A 16,050-nucleotide genomic window follows, 5' to 3' on the forward strand; every position below is an offset into this window, starting at 1 on the left:
CCACTATTAATAGTCTCTGGTAACGCCTTCGGAATATTCATTTACTGATGAGGGCACATAACTTTTACGTTCAATCTTGTATCTTAAAATATCTTCATACGCGTTTATCGAACTATAATTAAAAAGACTAATAGCGTCAAGTGGATAACTAGGAACTAGCGCTAAGTTTGGAAAAAAGCTTTGAATATTTAATCGTAAGTTTTCAATTGAAAAAGTAATTTCCGGGGCTGCCTCCCCATAGATAAGATGTGTAGAATGCAAACCGTTAGCATTACTACTATAGAATGTACTTGCAAGATACCAATCCGCTACTCCGGTAGTTGTCATACTAAATTGATCGAGATTCGGATTAACGACTGCAAAATCAAAAGACGGTGCTTCGAGGGACGAAGGGATGTCAACTCTATTTTCTGTTTTTGTATAAGAGTAATCACCCAAGCTATATCTCATTCGAATCTTGTACATATCAAATAGGTTTAAAGGAACTGGTACAGTAAGAGTTCCTATCGAAGTATTTGAAAATTGATATGAAATTTGTTGTGTGATATCGTGCAAGCTAGTATCTAGAAATCCATTAAGTATAAAACTGCCTCCATCATTATCAGGAAGCGTAATGCTTTCCAGATTACTAATTTCGGGGAGCGTGCTATAGTCCACATTGAAAACAGACCCTTCTTGCACATCTTCTTGCCAAAAATATTTGAAAACTGAATCCCCTAGTCTTTTAAACGAAATAAAATAATCACTTATCGGAGAAACAGGCAAATTTGACCTATAATTTAAATACCCTCCATTTTCGGTACCACATTCAAATGCTCCCGGTGGTATATTTTCCCAATCACAACTTGACCCTGTATTCGTCATATTCAGGTAGAATCCATCATTCGTAAAATCATGGACCCGTTTTTCCAAATTATAGGTTTCCTGCACCACATCTTTATAGGTTAACAGATCAATAAATTTCACATCCCCGGATGCTAAGACTTCGTAGACAATTGTCAAATCTAGAATCTCAGATGGATCTATTTGGGCATTTAGTACTGTAGGAGGTCCTACGTTTATTTCGGCCTCATTCACTATATTCCCACTCTGATCACTTAGAAAAGCTCGCGCTTGTACATGTTCGGTATCACCAATTTCATGTCCAGCCTCATAATTGAGTGTTAAGGTAAAATCCTGAAGTTGTTCATGGACGTCATCTTTATCCTTGGAACACTGTACTAAGAACACGGCTAAAAACAATAGTGGTATTGACTTTTTCATAAATTCCATTTTAATATACAAAGACCGATTTTAGCTTTGTTCCTACTTTATAGTCTTAAAAACAAAAAAAAGTTGCGTACTAAACATAAAAAACCTTCAGTTTTAAGTTGAAGGTTTTTTATTATTAGCAATAATTATCGCTTAATTCTTAAACAAAGGCAAACCACTCATCATGGCATGTACTTTTTCTGAAATAGCTTCCAGCTTGGCTTCATCTTCAAAATTGGTTATAACTTCGTCGATCAAATCAACAATTTTTGTCATATCTGCTTCTAGCAAACCTCGCGTTGTTACTGCGGCAGTTCCAATTCTAATTCCGCTGGTAACAAAAGGAGATTTATCATCGAAGGGCACCATATTTTTATTTACGGTAATATCGGCTTTACCAAGGGCATCTTCAGCCTGTTTTCCACTTAGATTCTTATTCCGAAGATCGATCAACATCATATGATTGTCTGTTCCGCCGGAAATAATATGGTAGCCTTTATCAACAAAGGCCTGTGCCATTACTGAAGCATTCTTTTTCACCTGAACCATATAATGAAGGAAATCATCAGTTAATGCTTCTCCAAATGCGATTGCTTTAGCTGCAATTATATGTTCTAATGGACCTCCCTGATTTCCGGGGAAAATACCACTATCCAATAAAGAAGACATTTTTCTAAGATTTCCGTTCTTTAATTTTAAACCAAAAGGATTATCGAAGTCCTTGCCCATCAAGATCATTCCTCCACGTGGTCCTCGTAAGGTTTTATGTGTAGTTGTTGTTACCACATGACAATGAGGTATGGGGTCGCTAATAATACCTTTTGCAATCAATCCGGCCGGATGCGCGATATCGGCAAAGAGAATAGCACCCACTTTATCGGCAATCTCTCTGAATCGTTTATAATCTATCTCTCTAGAATAGGCTGATGCTCCCGCAATGATCATTTTTGGCTTTTCACGAACAGCGATTTCTTCGATCTTATCGTAATCTAATCGTCCCGTAGCTTCTTCAACTCCATAAAAAACCGGAGTATATAATTTTCCTGAAAAATTCACTGGAGACCCATGAGTTAAATGTCCGCCATGAGAAAGATCAAAGCCTAAAAATTTATCACCAGGCTTCAGACAGGCGGCATACACTGCTGTATTTGCCTGTGAACCACTATGAGGTTGCACATTGGCATATTCGGCACCAAATAAGGTCTTCGCACGATCGATCGCAATTTGTTCTACTTCATCGACTACTTCACAACCGCCGTAATATCTTTTTCCGGGGTAACCTTCAGCATATTTATTAGTTAAAACAGAACCAGCAGCTTCCATTACCTGATCACTTACAAAGTTTTCAGAAGCAATAAGCTCCAATCCATTTAATTGCCGTTCTTTTTCGGCTTCAATCAATTCAAAAATCTGTTCGTCTCTAGCTATCATTTGGTAAAAAAGTTAAATAATGCCAAAAATAGTAAAAGCATTCGGTTAGTATAATGAAAATTATATATTTGGTATATAATTTACTAACAGAAAAATTAATTACTATGCCTCTTACAGCTAACGATCCTAACAATAAAACTTGGATAGAGACTGCTCCAAATACAGATTTTCCTATTCAAAATATTCCGTTTGGTGTTTTCTTAACAAGAGATGATATTATCACCATAGGAACAAGAATTGGAGATACCGCTATCGATCTTGGTGCGCTACACCAATTGGGATATTTTAAAGGAATCGAACTTACTGATGATATTTTTCTACAAGACACTTTGAACGATTTTATCAGTGATGGTAAAAAAACATGGCGTCTGGTACGAAATAGAATTTCAGATATATTTTTAAAAGACAATCCTGCACTAAGAGATAATGCAGAGCATTGTAAACAGGTCTTATTTACGATGGATGAGATTGAAATGCAATTACCCGTGCAAGTTGGAGACTATACCGATTTTTACGCGAGTAAAGAGCATGCTACCAATGTAGGGTCTTTATTTAGAGACCCTGAAAATGCTTTGTTGCCAAACTGGCTTCGTATTCCAATAGGATATCACGGAAGAAGCTCATCTATAATACCGTCAGGAACGCCTATTCGAAGACCTGTGGGACAAACAAAACCGGGTGATGATGGTATTCCAGGATTTGGACCAACAAAGTTGTTGGATTTCGAACTTGAAATGGCTTTTATCACTACCGATGCGAATCCGTTGGGAAAACGTATCTCAGTTAAAGATGCCAAGGATTATATATTCGGACTTGTATTATTCAATGACTGGAGTGCCCGTGACATTCAGGCTTGGGAATATGTGCCGCTTGGTCCGTTCTTAGGAAAAAATTTCGCTTCAACGATTTCTCCATGGATTGTAACTCTGGATGCGCTTGAAGGATTTCGCGTGGCTGGACCAAAACAAGATCCTGAACCTCTTCCTTATTTGCATCAGGAAGGAAAGAAAAATTTCGACATAAAAATGGAAGTTTCTATCCAACCAGAAGGCGGTGAGGAAACAAAGGTTGCACATTCCAATTTTAAATATATGTATTGGTCTATGGCGCAGCAATTGGCTCACCATACAGTGAATGGTTGTAATCTTCGATCTGGAGATATGATGGGAAGTGGTACTATTTCGGGACCTACCAAGGAAGAATATGGCTCGATGCTGGAACTTACTTGGCGCGGACAGAATCCCATAAAATTAAAGGATGGTAGTGAGCGTAAATTTATCAATGACAACGATACTGTAGTAATGAGAGCTTATTGCGAAAAAGACGGACAGCGAATTGGATTTGGTGAATGCATCGGAAAAATACTTCCAGCCTTTCCTTTTGAGTAGATTTGAATCAATAGAACATAAAATTATACCTTTAAACCTCAGCTACTTATCTACAAATAAGTGATTGAGGTTTATTTTTGGCATTAGAATTGTAATTTCCTATCCATAACCAAACTATTGCATTATGAGAATCACTTATACTTTACTGTTTACACTACTACTTCTGGTAGGATGTAACAGTGTGAAACGCAATCAGAAGTTTCTGGCTCAGGGGAATTACGATCGTGCAATTGATTTGGCCATAAAAAAGCTTCAGAAGGATAAAGCTTCAGAAAAAAACGATGCCCATATTGCATTACTTGAAGAAGGATTTAAAAAAGCTTCCGAAGAAGATCACAGAAGAATCACCTTTCTGAAAAAACAGAACAATCCGTCGAATATAAAAGAGGTATACCATTTATACAAAACATTAAACAATAGGCAGGAGTTAGTACGTCCTCTCTTACCTTTATTCAGTCAATCTCTGAATAGAAATGCGAAGTTCAAACTAATAAATTACACAGATGAGCTTATAAGTTCAAAAAAGGAATTATTGCAGTATCTATACTCTGAAGCTACTATTTACATGAATCGGCAAACAATTGATGATTACCGAACGGCATACAATGTTTTTTGTGAAATAGATGAATTGCAGACCAATTATAAAGAGGTTGCCCGTCTTAAAGAAGATGCACGTTTTTTAGGAACTAATTTCGTTTTTGTCACTCTAAATAATAGAACAGGACAAATAATCCCTTTTCGTTTAGAACGAGAACTATTGGACTTTAACACCTACGGCCTGGATGATTTTTGGACAGAATATCACAATGAGCGTGAACAGGGTATCGAATACCACTATGGCATTGCCTTAAATTTTAGACAATTGGATATCTCTCCTGAAAGAGCGAGGACTACAGAGGTGATTCGCTCACTACAGATTAAGACTGGTTGGGAATACAAACGCAACAGAGATGGTGAAATCATCAATGACGAGAACGGGAACCCAATTAAGATCGATAAATTCGAAAAAGCAACTGCTGTGCTTACTGTGACGGTTCAAACAAAAGGGGTTCTTTTGGGAGGAAATGTGATTTATCGTGATTTGGTTAACCGAAGGGATATTGAAGATTTCCCAATTGGTACTGAATTTGTATTTGAAAATGCCTTCGCCACTTATAGAGGAGATAAACGAGCTTTAAATAATGATGATCTCGGTCTAATTAATAATCATTACGTTCCCTTTCCAACGAATGAACAAATGGTTTTGGATGCAGGGGAAGATTTAAAATCGAGATTAAAAGATATCCTTGAACGAAACGGACTTGATTAATTAATGTAAGTTCCACCCCTTCTAAGGGGAGGATAGAAGGGGATGTTTTTTTTAGATTAAAACCCCTAATCTATCACACAAACTTCTCAAGTTCTACCGCATCTATACTATGATGACTGGCGTGATACACAGTTTCAGTATTCTTTAATACAATAAGCTGCGGACTTTGATGCATCACCTGAAATTTAAAACCTACCTCGTCTGAAACATCACGATGCGCGAGTAAATCGAGAAAATAAAGGTTCAATTTTTCGGGTTCGATATTGTAAGAAGCTTCAAATTGTCGAAGTACCATTTTACTAATTCCACAACGTGTAGAATGCTTGAAGATGGCTACAGGAATATTTTTGGATGCTTCGGAAATTTCTTCCAATTGATCAATGGAAGTCAAACGTTTCCAAGGTATTTGCTTGGTCTCTTTTATTTTTTCTGAAGACTCTTTCGATCCAAATAATCCAAATAAACTCATATTTTATTTTTTTTCAAAGTTACACATTTAATCGCTTCGGAAATGTTTACGAAAATGTAAAATTTGGTTACTTCCGAAGTTATACATCAGTCAATTTGTCTTGCAAAAACTTACAAACATCCGACATTTTGTCTTAAAACTACTGTGGCTTGCATTTTGAAATAGACTTATCAAAATTGATAATATACTGAAGCTTCTTACGATAGAGAAGTCATTTCAGAAGAAAATAAAAACACTAAAATTCAATTAAAATAAAAAAGCAAATGAATTTTAATAACTATACTATAAAATCACAGGAAGCCTTACAGCAAGCACAGCAGCTCGCTCAAAGCTTAGGGAATCAACAAATCGAAAATGAGCATATTTTAAAGGCCATTTTTGAAGTTGACGAGAACGTAACGCCGTTCATCTTAAAAAAACTAAATGTAAATCTGGAATTGTTACTACAAATTCTGGACAAACAATTGGAGAGTTTTTCGAAGGTTACTGGTGGCGATATAATGCTTTCGAGAGAGGGATCAAAAACTGTAAATGAAGCGAGTATTATTGCTAAGAAAATGAACGATGAATACGTTTCCATCGAGCATTTATTGTTAGCTATTTTTGCTTCAAAAAGCAATATTGCGCAAACTTTAAAAGATCAAGGGGTGACCGAAAAAGGTCTCAAAGCAGCTATTAATGAATTGCGAAAAGGAGAATCGGTTACTTCACAAAGTGCTGAAGAAACTTACAATTCGCTAAACAAATATGCGCGTAACTTAAACGAGCTTGCCAAAAATGGAAAGTTAGATCCAGTAATTGGGCGGGATGAAGAGATTCGTCGTATTCTTCAAATACTTTCGCGAAGAACAAAGAACAACCCTATGTTGGTTGGAGAACCTGGAACAGGTAAAACTGCTATAGCAGAGGGATTAGCGCACAGAATTGTTGATGGAGATGTACCCGAAAACCTTAAATCAAAGGTAGTTTACTCTCTGGACATGGGAGCGCTAATAGCCGGTGCAAAATTTAAAGGTGAATTCGAGGAGCGTCTTAAATCCGTAATAAAAGAAGTTACTTCAAGTGATGGCGATATCATATTATTTATAGATGAAATACACACTTTAGTTGGTGCCGGTGGCGGACAAGGTGCGATGGATGCAGCAAATATTTTAAAACCTGCATTAGCGCGAGGAGAATTAAGAGCTATAGGTGCAACCACTTTGGATGAGTACCAAAAATACTTTGAAAAGGACAAGGCATTAGAAAGACGATTCCAAAAAGTAGTCGTGAATGAACCGGACACCGAAAGTGCGATTTCTATCCTTAGAGGGATTAAAGAAAAATATGAAGCTCACCATAAGGTGCGTATTAAAGATGAAGCGATTATCGCAGCGGTCAAATTATCGCAACGATACATAACCAATCGATTTCTGCCCGATAAGGCGATTGATTTAATGGATGAGGCAGCTTCAAAAATCCGAATGGAGATCAACTCTAAACCTGAAGAACTCGATGTCTTAGACAGAAAGGTCATGCAGTTGGAGATTGAAATAGAAGCTATAAAACGTGAAAAGGACGAAGTAAAACTGAAGTCACTACGTGCTGATTTGGCTAATCTAAAGGAAGAAAGAAACGAGCTGAATGCCAAATGGATGAGTGAGAAAGAGGTTGTAGATAACATTCAGAATGCAAAAAAAGAAATTGAAGATTATAAGGCTGAAGCCGAAAAAGCAGAACGTGAAGGTGATTTCGGAAAGGTTGCAGAATTACGCTACGGGAAGATAAAAAATGCACAGGAGGAATTATCGGCACTGGAGACTGAGTTAGCTGAAAACGAAAATGAATCCACTTTAATAAAAGAGGAAGTAACCAACGAAGATATTGCTGAAGTAGTTGCAAAATGGACTGGAATTCCAGTAACCAAAATGCTACAAAGTGATAAAGTGAAGCTACTGCATTTAGAAACCGAATTGCACAAACGTGTGGTAGGACAGGAAGAAGCAATTGTTGCTGTGAGTGATGCAATTAGACGTAGCCGTGCCGGTTTACAGGATGAGAAAAAACCAATTGGTTCCTTTCTTTTCCTCGGAACAACAGGTGTTGGTAAAACTGAATTAGCTAAAGCATTGGCCGAATATTTATTTGATGACGAAGGTGCAATGACTCGTATCGACATGAGTGAATATCAGGAACGCCATAGCATAAGCCGATTAGTAGGAGCTCCTCCTGGATATGTAGGATATGAAGAAGGTGGACAGCTAACGGAAGCCGTGAGAAGACGCCCCTACTCTGTTGTTCTTTTAGATGAAATAGAAAAAGCCCATCCGGATACTTTCAATATTTTATTACAAGTATTGGACGAAGGACGATTAACAGACAACAAAGGTCGATTGGCAGATTTCAAGAACACTATTATTATAATGACAAGTAATATGGGAAGTGAGATCATTCAACAAAAATTTGAAGCCGTAAAAGATCCGGAAACGGCAATGGAAGCTGCAAAAGTAGAAGTACTTGGCTTGTTGAAACAAACGGTACGGCCGGAGTTTCTCAATAGAATTGATGACATAATCATGTTCACTCCTCTAAATAAAAAAGATATTAAACAGATTGTTAAACTTCAATTGAAAGGTGTTACAAAGATGTTGGCTAAACAGAACATTGTTTTAGATGCGACAAATGAAGCGATAGATTTCCTGGCTGAAAAAGGCTATGATCCCCAGTTTGGAGCACGTCCGGTAAAAAGAGTAATTCAGAAAGATGTGCTCAATGCATTGTCTAAGGAATTGCTTTCAGGAAAGATTAGTACAGACAGTATTATATTAATCGACAGTTTTAATGATGAAATTGTCTTTAGAAATCAGGCAGATCTGGTTGAAAGTAATGGTTAGAGTTCCTTAAAAACTCGTTTCATAATTGGTTGGTTAGTTGAACCACCTGTTTCCGAAAGGGACAGGTGGTTTTTTTATAAAGAACTAATTATTGAATTATTATTGTTTTTGTACCAATACTATTCTCTGAAACAACATTAACAAAATATGTTCCTGCATTTAAGTTTAATTGCATAGAAATCTCTTTTTCGTTATAGTCATTTTGAAAAACAATTTTACCTGAAACATCATATATACGAAGAGATACAGGTGATTGATCATTTAGGATAATAGAAAAAACTCCGTTTGAGATTGCAGGAAAAACTTGAAATAACTCCACAATATCGTTATCTTCAAATCCAAGGCTACAGGATGTAACAGGTGGTTCAAAACCACTTGGAAATGTATTTTCAAAATCTTCTAATGTAACAGTACCATTAACCCAAATATCTTTTTCCAGAAGTACATTTCCAGGACCTATCATACAATACGTTGGATAAGCAAAAATACCTAAATTAATATCTACCGCTGCAGATCCACCTTCCGAACTTACTGCAGGGGCATGGTTAAAAGTCCCTCCATAAGTTTCACCAAAAGCGATAACAGCTGCATCATCGTCAGAGCCATTATTAATGGAAAGACAAACCACATCACCCAGATTACAACCATATTTATCAAAAAATTCATTAAATATTGGGGTGGTCTGCTGACAAGGATAACAGGTATCGAAAAAGAAATCAAGCCATACATACTTACCTTGAGAAATATAAGTATATAGATTATGCTCAACACCTTCTACATCGGTAACAGTAAAATCATCTACTACGTCGCCGACATTATAATTACCGACTTGAGCATTCACAGAGAATGCAATAAATAATAATAAAAAAGTAATTTTTTTCATGGCATGAGGTTTTAAGTTGAATACCAAGGTATTAATTAAAATTAAATAAATAAAATACCGTTTGGTATATTTTTTATATCTTTGCACTGTTATGCTAAAAAAATCGGATAAAACCACAAAATTTATTATTGAGAAAGCTGCCCCTATTTTTAGTAAAAAGGGATATACCGCAACCTCCATGGCAGACATTACTCAAGCTACTGGTCTTACCAAAGGTGCGATTTATGGGAATTTTGTGAACAAGGAAGCAATTGCTATTGCGGCATTTCAAAAAAATGTAAACGATCTTCTTGTGCGAATTACTAAGCATCAGGAAAAAGGAAAAACATTCTTGGATAAATTATACCTCATCACAGATTTTTATCGTCAATATGAAGATTACAGTAGATCTTTAGGGGGTTGTCCTATTTTAAATATAGGTGTTGATTCGAGTCATCAGGACACTGAATTGTTATCGCAAGTGCAATTCGTTATTAACAAGACCCAACAGAATATTGTACGACTTATAGAAAAGGCAATTGAAGACGGAACAGTAAAACAAGAAACAGATCCTCAACAATTTGCCAAAATGATGTACACTAGAATACAAGGGGCGATTTTTATGTCTCAAACAATGGGAGATAAATCCTATTTAATCGAAGCAACTAACGAACTTGATGAGGTCATCACCAACAAACTAAAAAATTAATATACCAAATGGTATTAAAAAATATTACATGAACAATTTACCTAAAGTGTTAGAGAGTAAGACTAAGATTCGTTTTCAAGACTGTGATCCATTTAATCATTTGAACAATGTCGCATATTTAAACTATCTAATTAATGCGAGAGAAGATCAGGTGAATGACAACTATGGTATTGATATTTATGAAATGGCCCGTAAACAGGGTAAAAGCTGGGTGGTAGGAAGCAATCAGATTGCCTATCTAAAACCTGCATTCCTTATGGAAGAAGTGGTTATACAAACACAACTACTAAAATTTAATGAAACAGAGTTACTAGTTGAATTGAAAATGCTCAACGCCGACAAAACAGAAGTGAAAGCCATTATGTGGAGCACCTATGTTCATTTCAATCTATTAAAACAAAAAAGAGAAATTCATACGGAAGATCTAACGACCTTATATAATGAAGTAGTTGTCCCGGTAGACACGACTATCTTTGAAAATAGAGTAGCTTCCTTCAAGAAACAAAAAGTGTAAATAAAAAATCCCCCAACAATTGTTGGGGGATTCCTTTTTCATAGCAACTTATAGTTGACACTGTTTACCAGCGATCTATTTCATCTTTAAGTTGTTCCTTGGTCTTTCCTGTACTTTCTTGAAGTTTACCCAACATCTCGTCGAACTTACCTTCAGCAAAGACGGTATCATTATCGGTGACTTTACCATATTTTTGCTTAAACTCACCTTTAATTTGTTTCCATTTTCCTTCTAATTGATCTGAATTCATAGCTTTTGTTTTTTTAGTATTAATGTATATCTCAAAATTAAGCCATAGAATAGCCAATCAGTTATAACAAAACATTAAAAAAGGAGTACAATTTGTTATTGTTTTGTAAAAGTTTCTTAAAGTATGTTATAAACAAGAAAAACTCTTCCTTTAAATATAAAAGAAGAGTTTTTCAATCAATAACAAACAAACAAATTCAGTTTTTCAATCCTCACAATCAACAAACTGCTTATAATAAATACGTAATATTTTGGAGTTTGGTTTTATCAATTCGTATTTTTATCCTCTAAATTATTCAATCCGTGCAAAAAATCCTTCTATCCGCGCTCATAGTCTTGCTTTTCAGCAGTTGTAAAGAGAATAAAAAAGAGATAGCCACTTCTACAGTTAACGAAGTATCTACTACCTATTATCTCATCAGACATGCAGAAAAAGATCGAAGTGACTCAACCAATCAAAATCCTGAGCTAAATGCGCAAGGAATAGAAAGAGCGCAGAATTGGGCCGCCTATTTTGAAGATAAAAAAATAGACCAGATTTATGCCACCGATTATAAAAGGACTATGCAAACAGCTGCATATACAGCAGCAAGCAAAAACCTGATGATACAGTCTTATGATCCATCAAACCTATATACTGATGATTTTAAAACGGAAACTAAAGGGCACGACGTACTCATTGTAGGCCATAGTAATACTACTCCTCAATTTGTGAATGCAATTATTGGAGAGAAAAAATATCCGGATATAGACGATTCTGAAAACGGGATGTTATTTATGGTAACTGTTACCGGAAATGACAAAAATGTGCAGATTTTTACGGTTGACTAGTCCCAGTTAAAGTAACTTTAACTTCTTCACTTTCAATTTTCGATAACAATGTAAGTTGACCGGCTTCAAACAAAGATGTAAGCTCGGTAAGTTTAGTGTCAATAGAATCTGGTTTATAATTATTGTAATCGACAAATCGAATCCCATTTACCTTCCTTTCATTATAAGCTTCTCTAAATCTTATACCTCCTCCATTGGTAAAATATTTATAAGCCAGGTAATCTACCGTATAATTTGTCTTGTGAATCCAATAAACAAAAGAATCATCGAAATCCACTCCTCCACCTTCTTCCGAAAAAGTCACTCCAATTACATAATAGTCTTTCGCTTTTATAGTAGTTTCTCCAATTAACTCCTTCATTACGGCAGGAGCATTCAAACCATAAGGCAGCTGTACAAAATAGTGCACAGAATTCACAGCTTCCTCATAACGTGTTCTCATCGAGTCTGCTACCACATACTCGCTGCCGTTAATCAATCGTGTAAATCCGTTGTTGGTTAGTTTGTCATGTATCACATTCGTCGAGTCTTTAAACATTCGTTCTAAACTATACTCCCCTCCATTTAGTTCACTTTTATACTGTTTGTCCCTAAACTTAAATTCGACAATGCGTTGATCACATTGTGTACCACAAACATTCGATATTGCCTTATCCACTATAGATTGTGCCGTAACAACAGGTTCTTTCTCTTTACAACTAACTATTAAAATCAGGCAAATTAATATTGTATATAGTTTCATTCGATTCATTTTTTACAAAAGTACGTTCTAAGTCAATATTTGACATTAAAACTTACGTTATAATTTTATGTTATTTCCCTTCAGAAGAAAAAAATAGTCAAACTTAATAATCTTTCTAATTCATAAATAGAAATACTACTTTTGTGCAATGGCACTTCAGAAAAACGTAAAAATAAAAAACCGCAAGGCACGCTTCGAATATGAGATCCTCGATACTTATTCGGCAGGAATTGTTTTAGCAGGAACCGAAATAAAAGCCATTCGTGAAGGACAGGCATCAATCGCCGAAAGTTTCTGTGAATTTCACAACAGTGAATTGTTTGTAATTAATATGACTGTTCAGGAATATTCGCATGCTACTCATTTTAATCACAACCCAAAAAACGAACGCAAGCTATTATTAAATCGAAGTGAACTTAAAAAGTTAGAAAAAGAAGTAAAAAACTCCGGACTAACTATAATCCCACTACTTCTTTACACCAATGACAAAGGCATAGCAAAATTGCAAATTGCACTTTGCAAGGGAAAAAAAGAATACGACAAACGGGATACCATCAAGGATCGCGATAATAAACGAGACCTCAGCAGAATTAAAAAAGCATTTAATAATTAACTTTTTCTTGCAAAATTTCTTTCATTTTCGTTGTAGTTTCGTCTTAAGAAGCCTTTAATGTCTATGATCAAAAAAATTATTTTGTTGTTATTCTGTATTTACACCAGCCTCGCTTCGGCTCAAATTGTAGGTAAAGTAACAGACCTCGAGGGGAATCCATTACCTTATGTAAACATTTATTTAGAAAACACCTATGTTGGTACGACTACTAATGACGACGGGAATTTCGAATTATCCGTTACCAACGATGACAGTTATTCGGTGATTTTTCAGTTTTTAGGTTACAAGACCGTTTCTAAAAAAATCAACATTGTTTCATTTCCATATATCCTAAATGTCTCTATGACAGAGGAAAGTGTGAGCCTTGATGAGGTGATTATTTCTAACGATGAAGATCCTGCCTATCGAATCATTCGTGAAACAATTGCCAGGCGCAAGCATAATCTCGAGAAGATTAGCGAGTATACTGCCGATTTCTATTCCAGAGGTTTGTGGAAGGTTGAAAATGCTCCCCTAAAAATCATGGGACGCGATCTTGGTGATTTAGAAGGCGCTCTGGATTCTACCCGCTCCGGAATTATTTATTTATCAGAAAGTATTTCGAAGCTTTCCTATCGGCAACCAGATGAATTTAATGAAAAGATCATCGCTAGCAAGGTGAGTGGAAATGACAATGGTTTCAGTTTTAATAGTGCACAAGAAGCGAATTTTTCCTTCTACGAAAACACCATAGATCTTAATGCTCCAATAGTTTCTCCAATTGGCGCCTCTGCAATGAGCTATTACAACTACAAATTGGATGGAATTTTTTATGAAGGCGATAAATTGATCAACAAGATTAAGGTGACTCCCAAACGACCTAAAGATAGGGTTTGGGAAGGATATATTTATATTGTAGAAGACGATTGGCAATTGTACGGTGTCGAAATTAAAACCAATGGTGCCGCTATTCAGGTTCCCTTTATAAAAGAACTGGTCTTTAAACAAAACTTTAAATTCGACCCTAAATACAACTTTTGGGTTAAGATTTCACAGACGATCGATTTTGGATTTGGTTTTTTAGGTCTGAATGGCGACGGAAGGTTTATCGCAGTCTATAGCAATTACGATTTTAAACCGAAATTCGAGAAGAGGCATTTTACTAATGAGGTACTTTCTTTTGAAGCTGAAGCAAACAAAAAAGACAGCATTTTTTGGAAAGGAACCAGACCTGTCCCTCTAACAAATGAAGAACTAACAGATTATATCAAGAAAGATAGTCTGCAGGTTTTACGACGCTCAAAACCCTATCTCGATTCTCTTGATCAAAAATCGAATCAATTCGGATTGCTTGATCCTCTCACAGGCTATACCTATAAAAACAGTTTCAAGAAATGGCGTGTAAGCTACGATGGCCCACTAAAAGGGATTGCATTTTCTACTCTTCAAGGATGGAATAGTAGCGCCGGACTCTCCTTCTTTAGGTGGTTCGATGAGAATCAAACGCGATGGTTTTCACTTCGTACCGATGCAACTTACGGAATTTCAGATGATCGACTGCGTTTCACCGGTCGGGCAACTTATAATTTTAATCGTAAAAATAACCTGCGTTTTTCCCTTGCTGGCGGTAGTAAAATAGAACAGTTTAATTCAACAGAACCTATTTCTCTACTTATAAACAGCATCGCTACCACTTTTTTTGAACGCAATTATTTAAAAGCATACGAACTTAATTTTGCCAGAATCTCCTATTTCCAGGAAGTGGTCAACGGAATTGAACTGCAAACCAGAGTAGGATATGAAAATAGGAAGCCATTGTTTAACGAAACAGATCAGATAATTGTTAAAAATAAAAATGTTTCCTATACGTCAAATAACCCTTTAGCGCCTTTAAATTTTAATTCTGCCGCTATAGATGAGCACGATATAGTTAAGGTCGATCTTTCGACCAGAATTACCTTCGGACAAAAATATTTCTCGAATCCTGATATGAAATTCAATATTGGTAACGAGCGTTATCCAAGGCTTACATTGGGTCTGGAAAGTGGTTTTGGCGCGTCCAATTCTAATTATAATTATTCGCAAGTTAAAGCTGCTTTAGATCAGGAATTGAGTCTTGGTAACAAAGGTAAATTCTATTACAATCTTAAAGGCGGGACGTTCTTCAATGCCGAGGACATTTCGTTTGCAGATTACCAGCATTTCAACGGGAACCAGACTCGTGTGGGGACAAGTGTGAATTACACCAATGTATTCAACTTGCTGCCTTATTACGATCAAAGTACCAATAAAAGTTACTTTGAAGGCCATTTAGAGCACGATTTTAAAGGCTGGATCCTCGGTAAGATTCCTGGAATAAATCAGTTGAATTTTAATCTCATCGCCGGTGCCCACCTTTTGAGTAGGGAAGATAATAAGCCTTATACCGAGTGGTCTGTTGGAATCGATAATCTAGGAATTGGGAAATACCGATTGCTACGTCTAGATTACGTTCGCTCCTATCACAATGGTGTGAGTGACGGCGCCTTTATCTTTGGATTAAAATTTCTTGATCTTTTAGGTTTATAATTTCTTCGGAAGGCTTCGGAAGTGCAATTAAGCTAAATCCTCCATTAAAATAAATTGACTCACTTGAATAATTTTCTGTTAGCGATCTTTCTGAAGCATTGCTTTCTGAAGAAATCATAGAGATTAATTTTCAGAAAAAAGAGATAATGAGTTTAGTATCGTGCAAAGATGTTATTGATTTCTTCATAATGCCATAATTTCAAGTAGAATATTTGGTGAATCATTTTTGACAAAGTAGAAGTAAATCAATTAGTTTTCTTTT

15 protein-coding genes are annotated in these 16,050 nt (G+C 36.0%); 8 read left to right on the plus strand and 7 right to left on the minus strand.

Features of this window, described 5'->3' with window-relative positions; translation table 11 throughout:
- Positions 1 to 6: 6 nt before the first annotated feature.
- Together BXY75_RS08560 and glyA are read right to left on the minus strand one after the other, a co-directional pair.
- Positions 7 to 1,263 (minus strand): hypothetical protein, encoded by a 1,257-nt coding sequence (locus tag BXY75_RS08560; protein ID WP_147437256.1) that lies wholly within the window; start codon positions 1,261 to 1,263, stop codon positions 7 to 9.
- A 141-nt stretch (positions 1,264 to 1,404) separates the two neighbouring features.
- Positions 1,405 to 2,679, minus strand: a complete 1,275-nt coding sequence (glyA, locus tag BXY75_RS08565) for a serine hydroxymethyltransferase (protein ID WP_121907398.1) — start codon at positions 2,677 to 2,679, stop codon at positions 1,405 to 1,407.
- A 107-nt stretch (positions 2,680 to 2,786) separates the two neighbouring features.
- On the opposite strand from glyA, the gene fahA reads away from it, so the two are divergent.
- Together fahA and BXY75_RS08575 are read left to right on the plus strand one after the other, a co-directional pair.
- Positions 2,787 to 4,070 carry a fumarylacetoacetase gene (fahA, locus tag BXY75_RS08570; protein ID WP_121907399.1) on the plus strand — a complete coding sequence of 428 codons (1,284 nt, stop codon included), beginning with the start codon at positions 2,787 to 2,789 and terminating at the stop codon, positions 4,068 to 4,070.
- A gap of 124 nt (positions 4,071 to 4,194) precedes the next feature.
- Entirely contained in the window at positions 4,195 to 5,379 is a 1,185-nt protein-coding gene (locus tag BXY75_RS08575; RefSeq protein ID WP_121907289.1) for a hypothetical protein, read from the plus strand.
- A 73-nt stretch (positions 5,380 to 5,452) separates the two neighbouring features.
- Here BXY75_RS08575 and ytxJ read toward each other — a convergent pair whose 3' ends face one another.
- On the minus strand, positions 5,453 to 5,848 hold the full coding sequence (gene ytxJ / locus BXY75_RS08580) for a bacillithiol system redox-active protein YtxJ (protein WP_121907290.1): 396 nt from the start codon (positions 5,846 to 5,848) through the stop codon (positions 5,453 to 5,455).
- A 263-nt stretch (positions 5,849 to 6,111) separates the two neighbouring features.
- Between ytxJ and clpB the strand changes: the two genes are divergently transcribed.
- Positions 6,112 to 8,721 carry an ATP-dependent chaperone ClpB gene (clpB, locus tag BXY75_RS08585; RefSeq protein WP_121907291.1) on the plus strand — a complete coding sequence of 870 codons (2,610 nt, stop codon included), beginning with the start codon at positions 6,112 to 6,114 and terminating at the stop codon, positions 8,719 to 8,721.
- Positions 8,722 to 8,809: 88 nt separating this feature from the next.
- Here clpB and BXY75_RS08590 read toward each other — a convergent pair whose 3' ends face one another.
- On the minus strand, positions 8,810 to 9,604 hold the full coding sequence (locus tag BXY75_RS08590; RefSeq protein ID WP_170152872.1) for a T9SS type A sorting domain-containing protein: 795 nt from the start codon (positions 9,602 to 9,604) through the stop codon (positions 8,810 to 8,812).
- A 91-nt stretch (positions 9,605 to 9,695) separates the two neighbouring features.
- Between BXY75_RS08590 and BXY75_RS08595 the strand changes: the two genes are divergently transcribed.
- Both BXY75_RS08595 and BXY75_RS08600 read left to right on the plus strand, forming a co-directional pair.
- Positions 9,696 to 10,292: a TetR/AcrR family transcriptional regulator gene (locus tag BXY75_RS08595; RefSeq protein ID WP_121907293.1), complete on the plus strand. Its 597-nt coding sequence runs from the start codon at positions 9,696 to 9,698 to the stop codon at positions 10,290 to 10,292.
- A 28-nt stretch (positions 10,293 to 10,320) separates the two neighbouring features.
- Positions 10,321 to 10,806, plus strand: coding sequence for an acyl-CoA thioesterase (locus tag BXY75_RS08600; protein ID WP_121907294.1), 486 nt, complete (start codon positions 10,321 to 10,323; stop codon positions 10,804 to 10,806).
- Between the two features lie 64 nt (positions 10,807 to 10,870).
- Here the strand turns inward: BXY75_RS08600 and BXY75_RS08605 are convergent, their stop codons facing one another.
- The gene (locus tag BXY75_RS08605) at positions 10,871 to 11,056 is read right to left on the minus strand and encodes a CsbD family protein (RefSeq protein ID WP_121907400.1); all 186 of its coding nucleotides are present in this window, start codon (positions 11,054 to 11,056) and stop codon (positions 10,871 to 10,873) included.
- Positions 11,057 to 11,358: 302 nt separating this feature from the next.
- Here BXY75_RS08605 and BXY75_RS08610 point away from each other — a divergent pair, with 302 nt between their 5' ends.
- Entirely contained in the window at positions 11,359 to 11,886 is a 528-nt protein-coding gene (locus tag BXY75_RS08610) for a SixA phosphatase family protein (protein ID WP_245962946.1), read from the plus strand.
- On the opposite strand, the gene BXY75_RS08615 is transcribed toward BXY75_RS08610, so the two are convergent.
- Positions 11,873 to 12,628, minus strand: coding sequence for a DUF6503 family protein (locus BXY75_RS08615; RefSeq protein ID WP_121907402.1), 756 nt, complete (start codon positions 12,626 to 12,628; stop codon positions 11,873 to 11,875). The genes BXY75_RS08610 and BXY75_RS08615 overlap by 14 nt on opposite strands.
- Before the next feature lie 148 nt (positions 12,629 to 12,776).
- Here BXY75_RS08615 and smpB point away from each other — a divergent pair, with 148 nt between their 5' ends.
- Complete coding sequence (gene smpB, locus BXY75_RS08620) at positions 12,777 to 13,241, plus strand: SsrA-binding protein SmpB (RefSeq protein WP_121907295.1); 465 nt, start codon at positions 12,777 to 12,779, stop codon at positions 13,239 to 13,241.
- 63 nt (positions 13,242 to 13,304) lie between these two features.
- Complete coding sequence (locus BXY75_RS08625) at positions 13,305 to 15,788, plus strand: DUF5686 and carboxypeptidase regulatory-like domain-containing protein (RefSeq protein ID WP_121907296.1); 2,484 nt, start codon at positions 13,305 to 13,307, stop codon at positions 15,786 to 15,788.
- Here BXY75_RS08625 and BXY75_RS17145 read toward each other — a convergent pair.
- Positions 15,748 to 15,906 (minus strand): hypothetical protein, encoded by a 159-nt coding sequence (locus tag BXY75_RS17145; RefSeq protein ID WP_170152873.1) that lies wholly within the window; start codon positions 15,904 to 15,906, stop codon positions 15,748 to 15,750. The two genes, BXY75_RS08625 and BXY75_RS17145, sit on opposite strands and share 41 nt — an antisense overlap.
- Positions 15,907 to 16,050 lie beyond the last annotated feature (144 nt).

The sequence above is a fragment of the Ulvibacter antarcticus genome (genome assembly GCF_003688405.1).
Classification (GTDB): domain Bacteria; phylum Bacteroidota; class Bacteroidia; order Flavobacteriales; family Flavobacteriaceae; genus Ulvibacter; species Ulvibacter antarcticus.

Coding starts and splice junctions, on each gene's coding strand:
- BXY75_RS17145 (WP_170152873.1), bottom strand. CDS start 15,906: ATGATTTCTTCAGAAAGCAATGCTTCAGAAAGATCGCTAACAGAAAAT.
- smpB (WP_121907295.1), top strand. CDS start 12,777: ATGGCACTTCAGAAAAACGTAAAAATAAAAAACCGCAAGGCACGCTTC.
- fahA (WP_121907399.1), top strand. CDS start 2,787: ATGCCTCTTACAGCTAACGATCCTAACAATAAAACTTGGATAGAGACT.
- BXY75_RS08605 (WP_121907400.1), bottom strand. CDS start 11,056: ATGAATTCAGATCAATTAGAAGGAAAATGGAAACAAATTAAAGGTGAG.
- BXY75_RS08590 (WP_170152872.1), bottom strand. CDS start 9,604: ATGAAAAAAATTACTTTTTTATTATTATTTATTGCATTCTCTGTGAAT.
- BXY75_RS08560 (WP_147437256.1), bottom strand. CDS start 1,263: ATGAAAAAGTCAATACCACTATTGTTTTTAGCCGTGTTCTTAGTACAG.
- BXY75_RS08595 (WP_121907293.1), top strand. CDS start 9,696: ATGCTAAAAAAATCGGATAAAACCACAAAATTTATTATTGAGAAAGCT.
- ytxJ (WP_121907290.1), bottom strand. CDS start 5,848: ATGAGTTTATTTGGATTATTTGGATCGAAAGAGTCTTCAGAAAAAATA.
- BXY75_RS08625 (WP_121907296.1), top strand. CDS start 13,305: ATGATCAAAAAAATTATTTTGTTGTTATTCTGTATTTACACCAGCCTC.
- BXY75_RS08575 (WP_121907289.1), top strand. CDS start 4,195: ATGAGAATCACTTATACTTTACTGTTTACACTACTACTTCTGGTAGGA.
- BXY75_RS08615 (WP_121907402.1), bottom strand. CDS start 12,628: ATGAAACTATATACAATATTAATTTGCCTGATTTTAATAGTTAGTTGT.
- BXY75_RS08600 (WP_121907294.1), top strand. CDS start 10,321: ATGAACAATTTACCTAAAGTGTTAGAGAGTAAGACTAAGATTCGTTTT.
- clpB (WP_121907291.1), top strand. CDS start 6,112: ATGAATTTTAATAACTATACTATAAAATCACAGGAAGCCTTACAGCAA.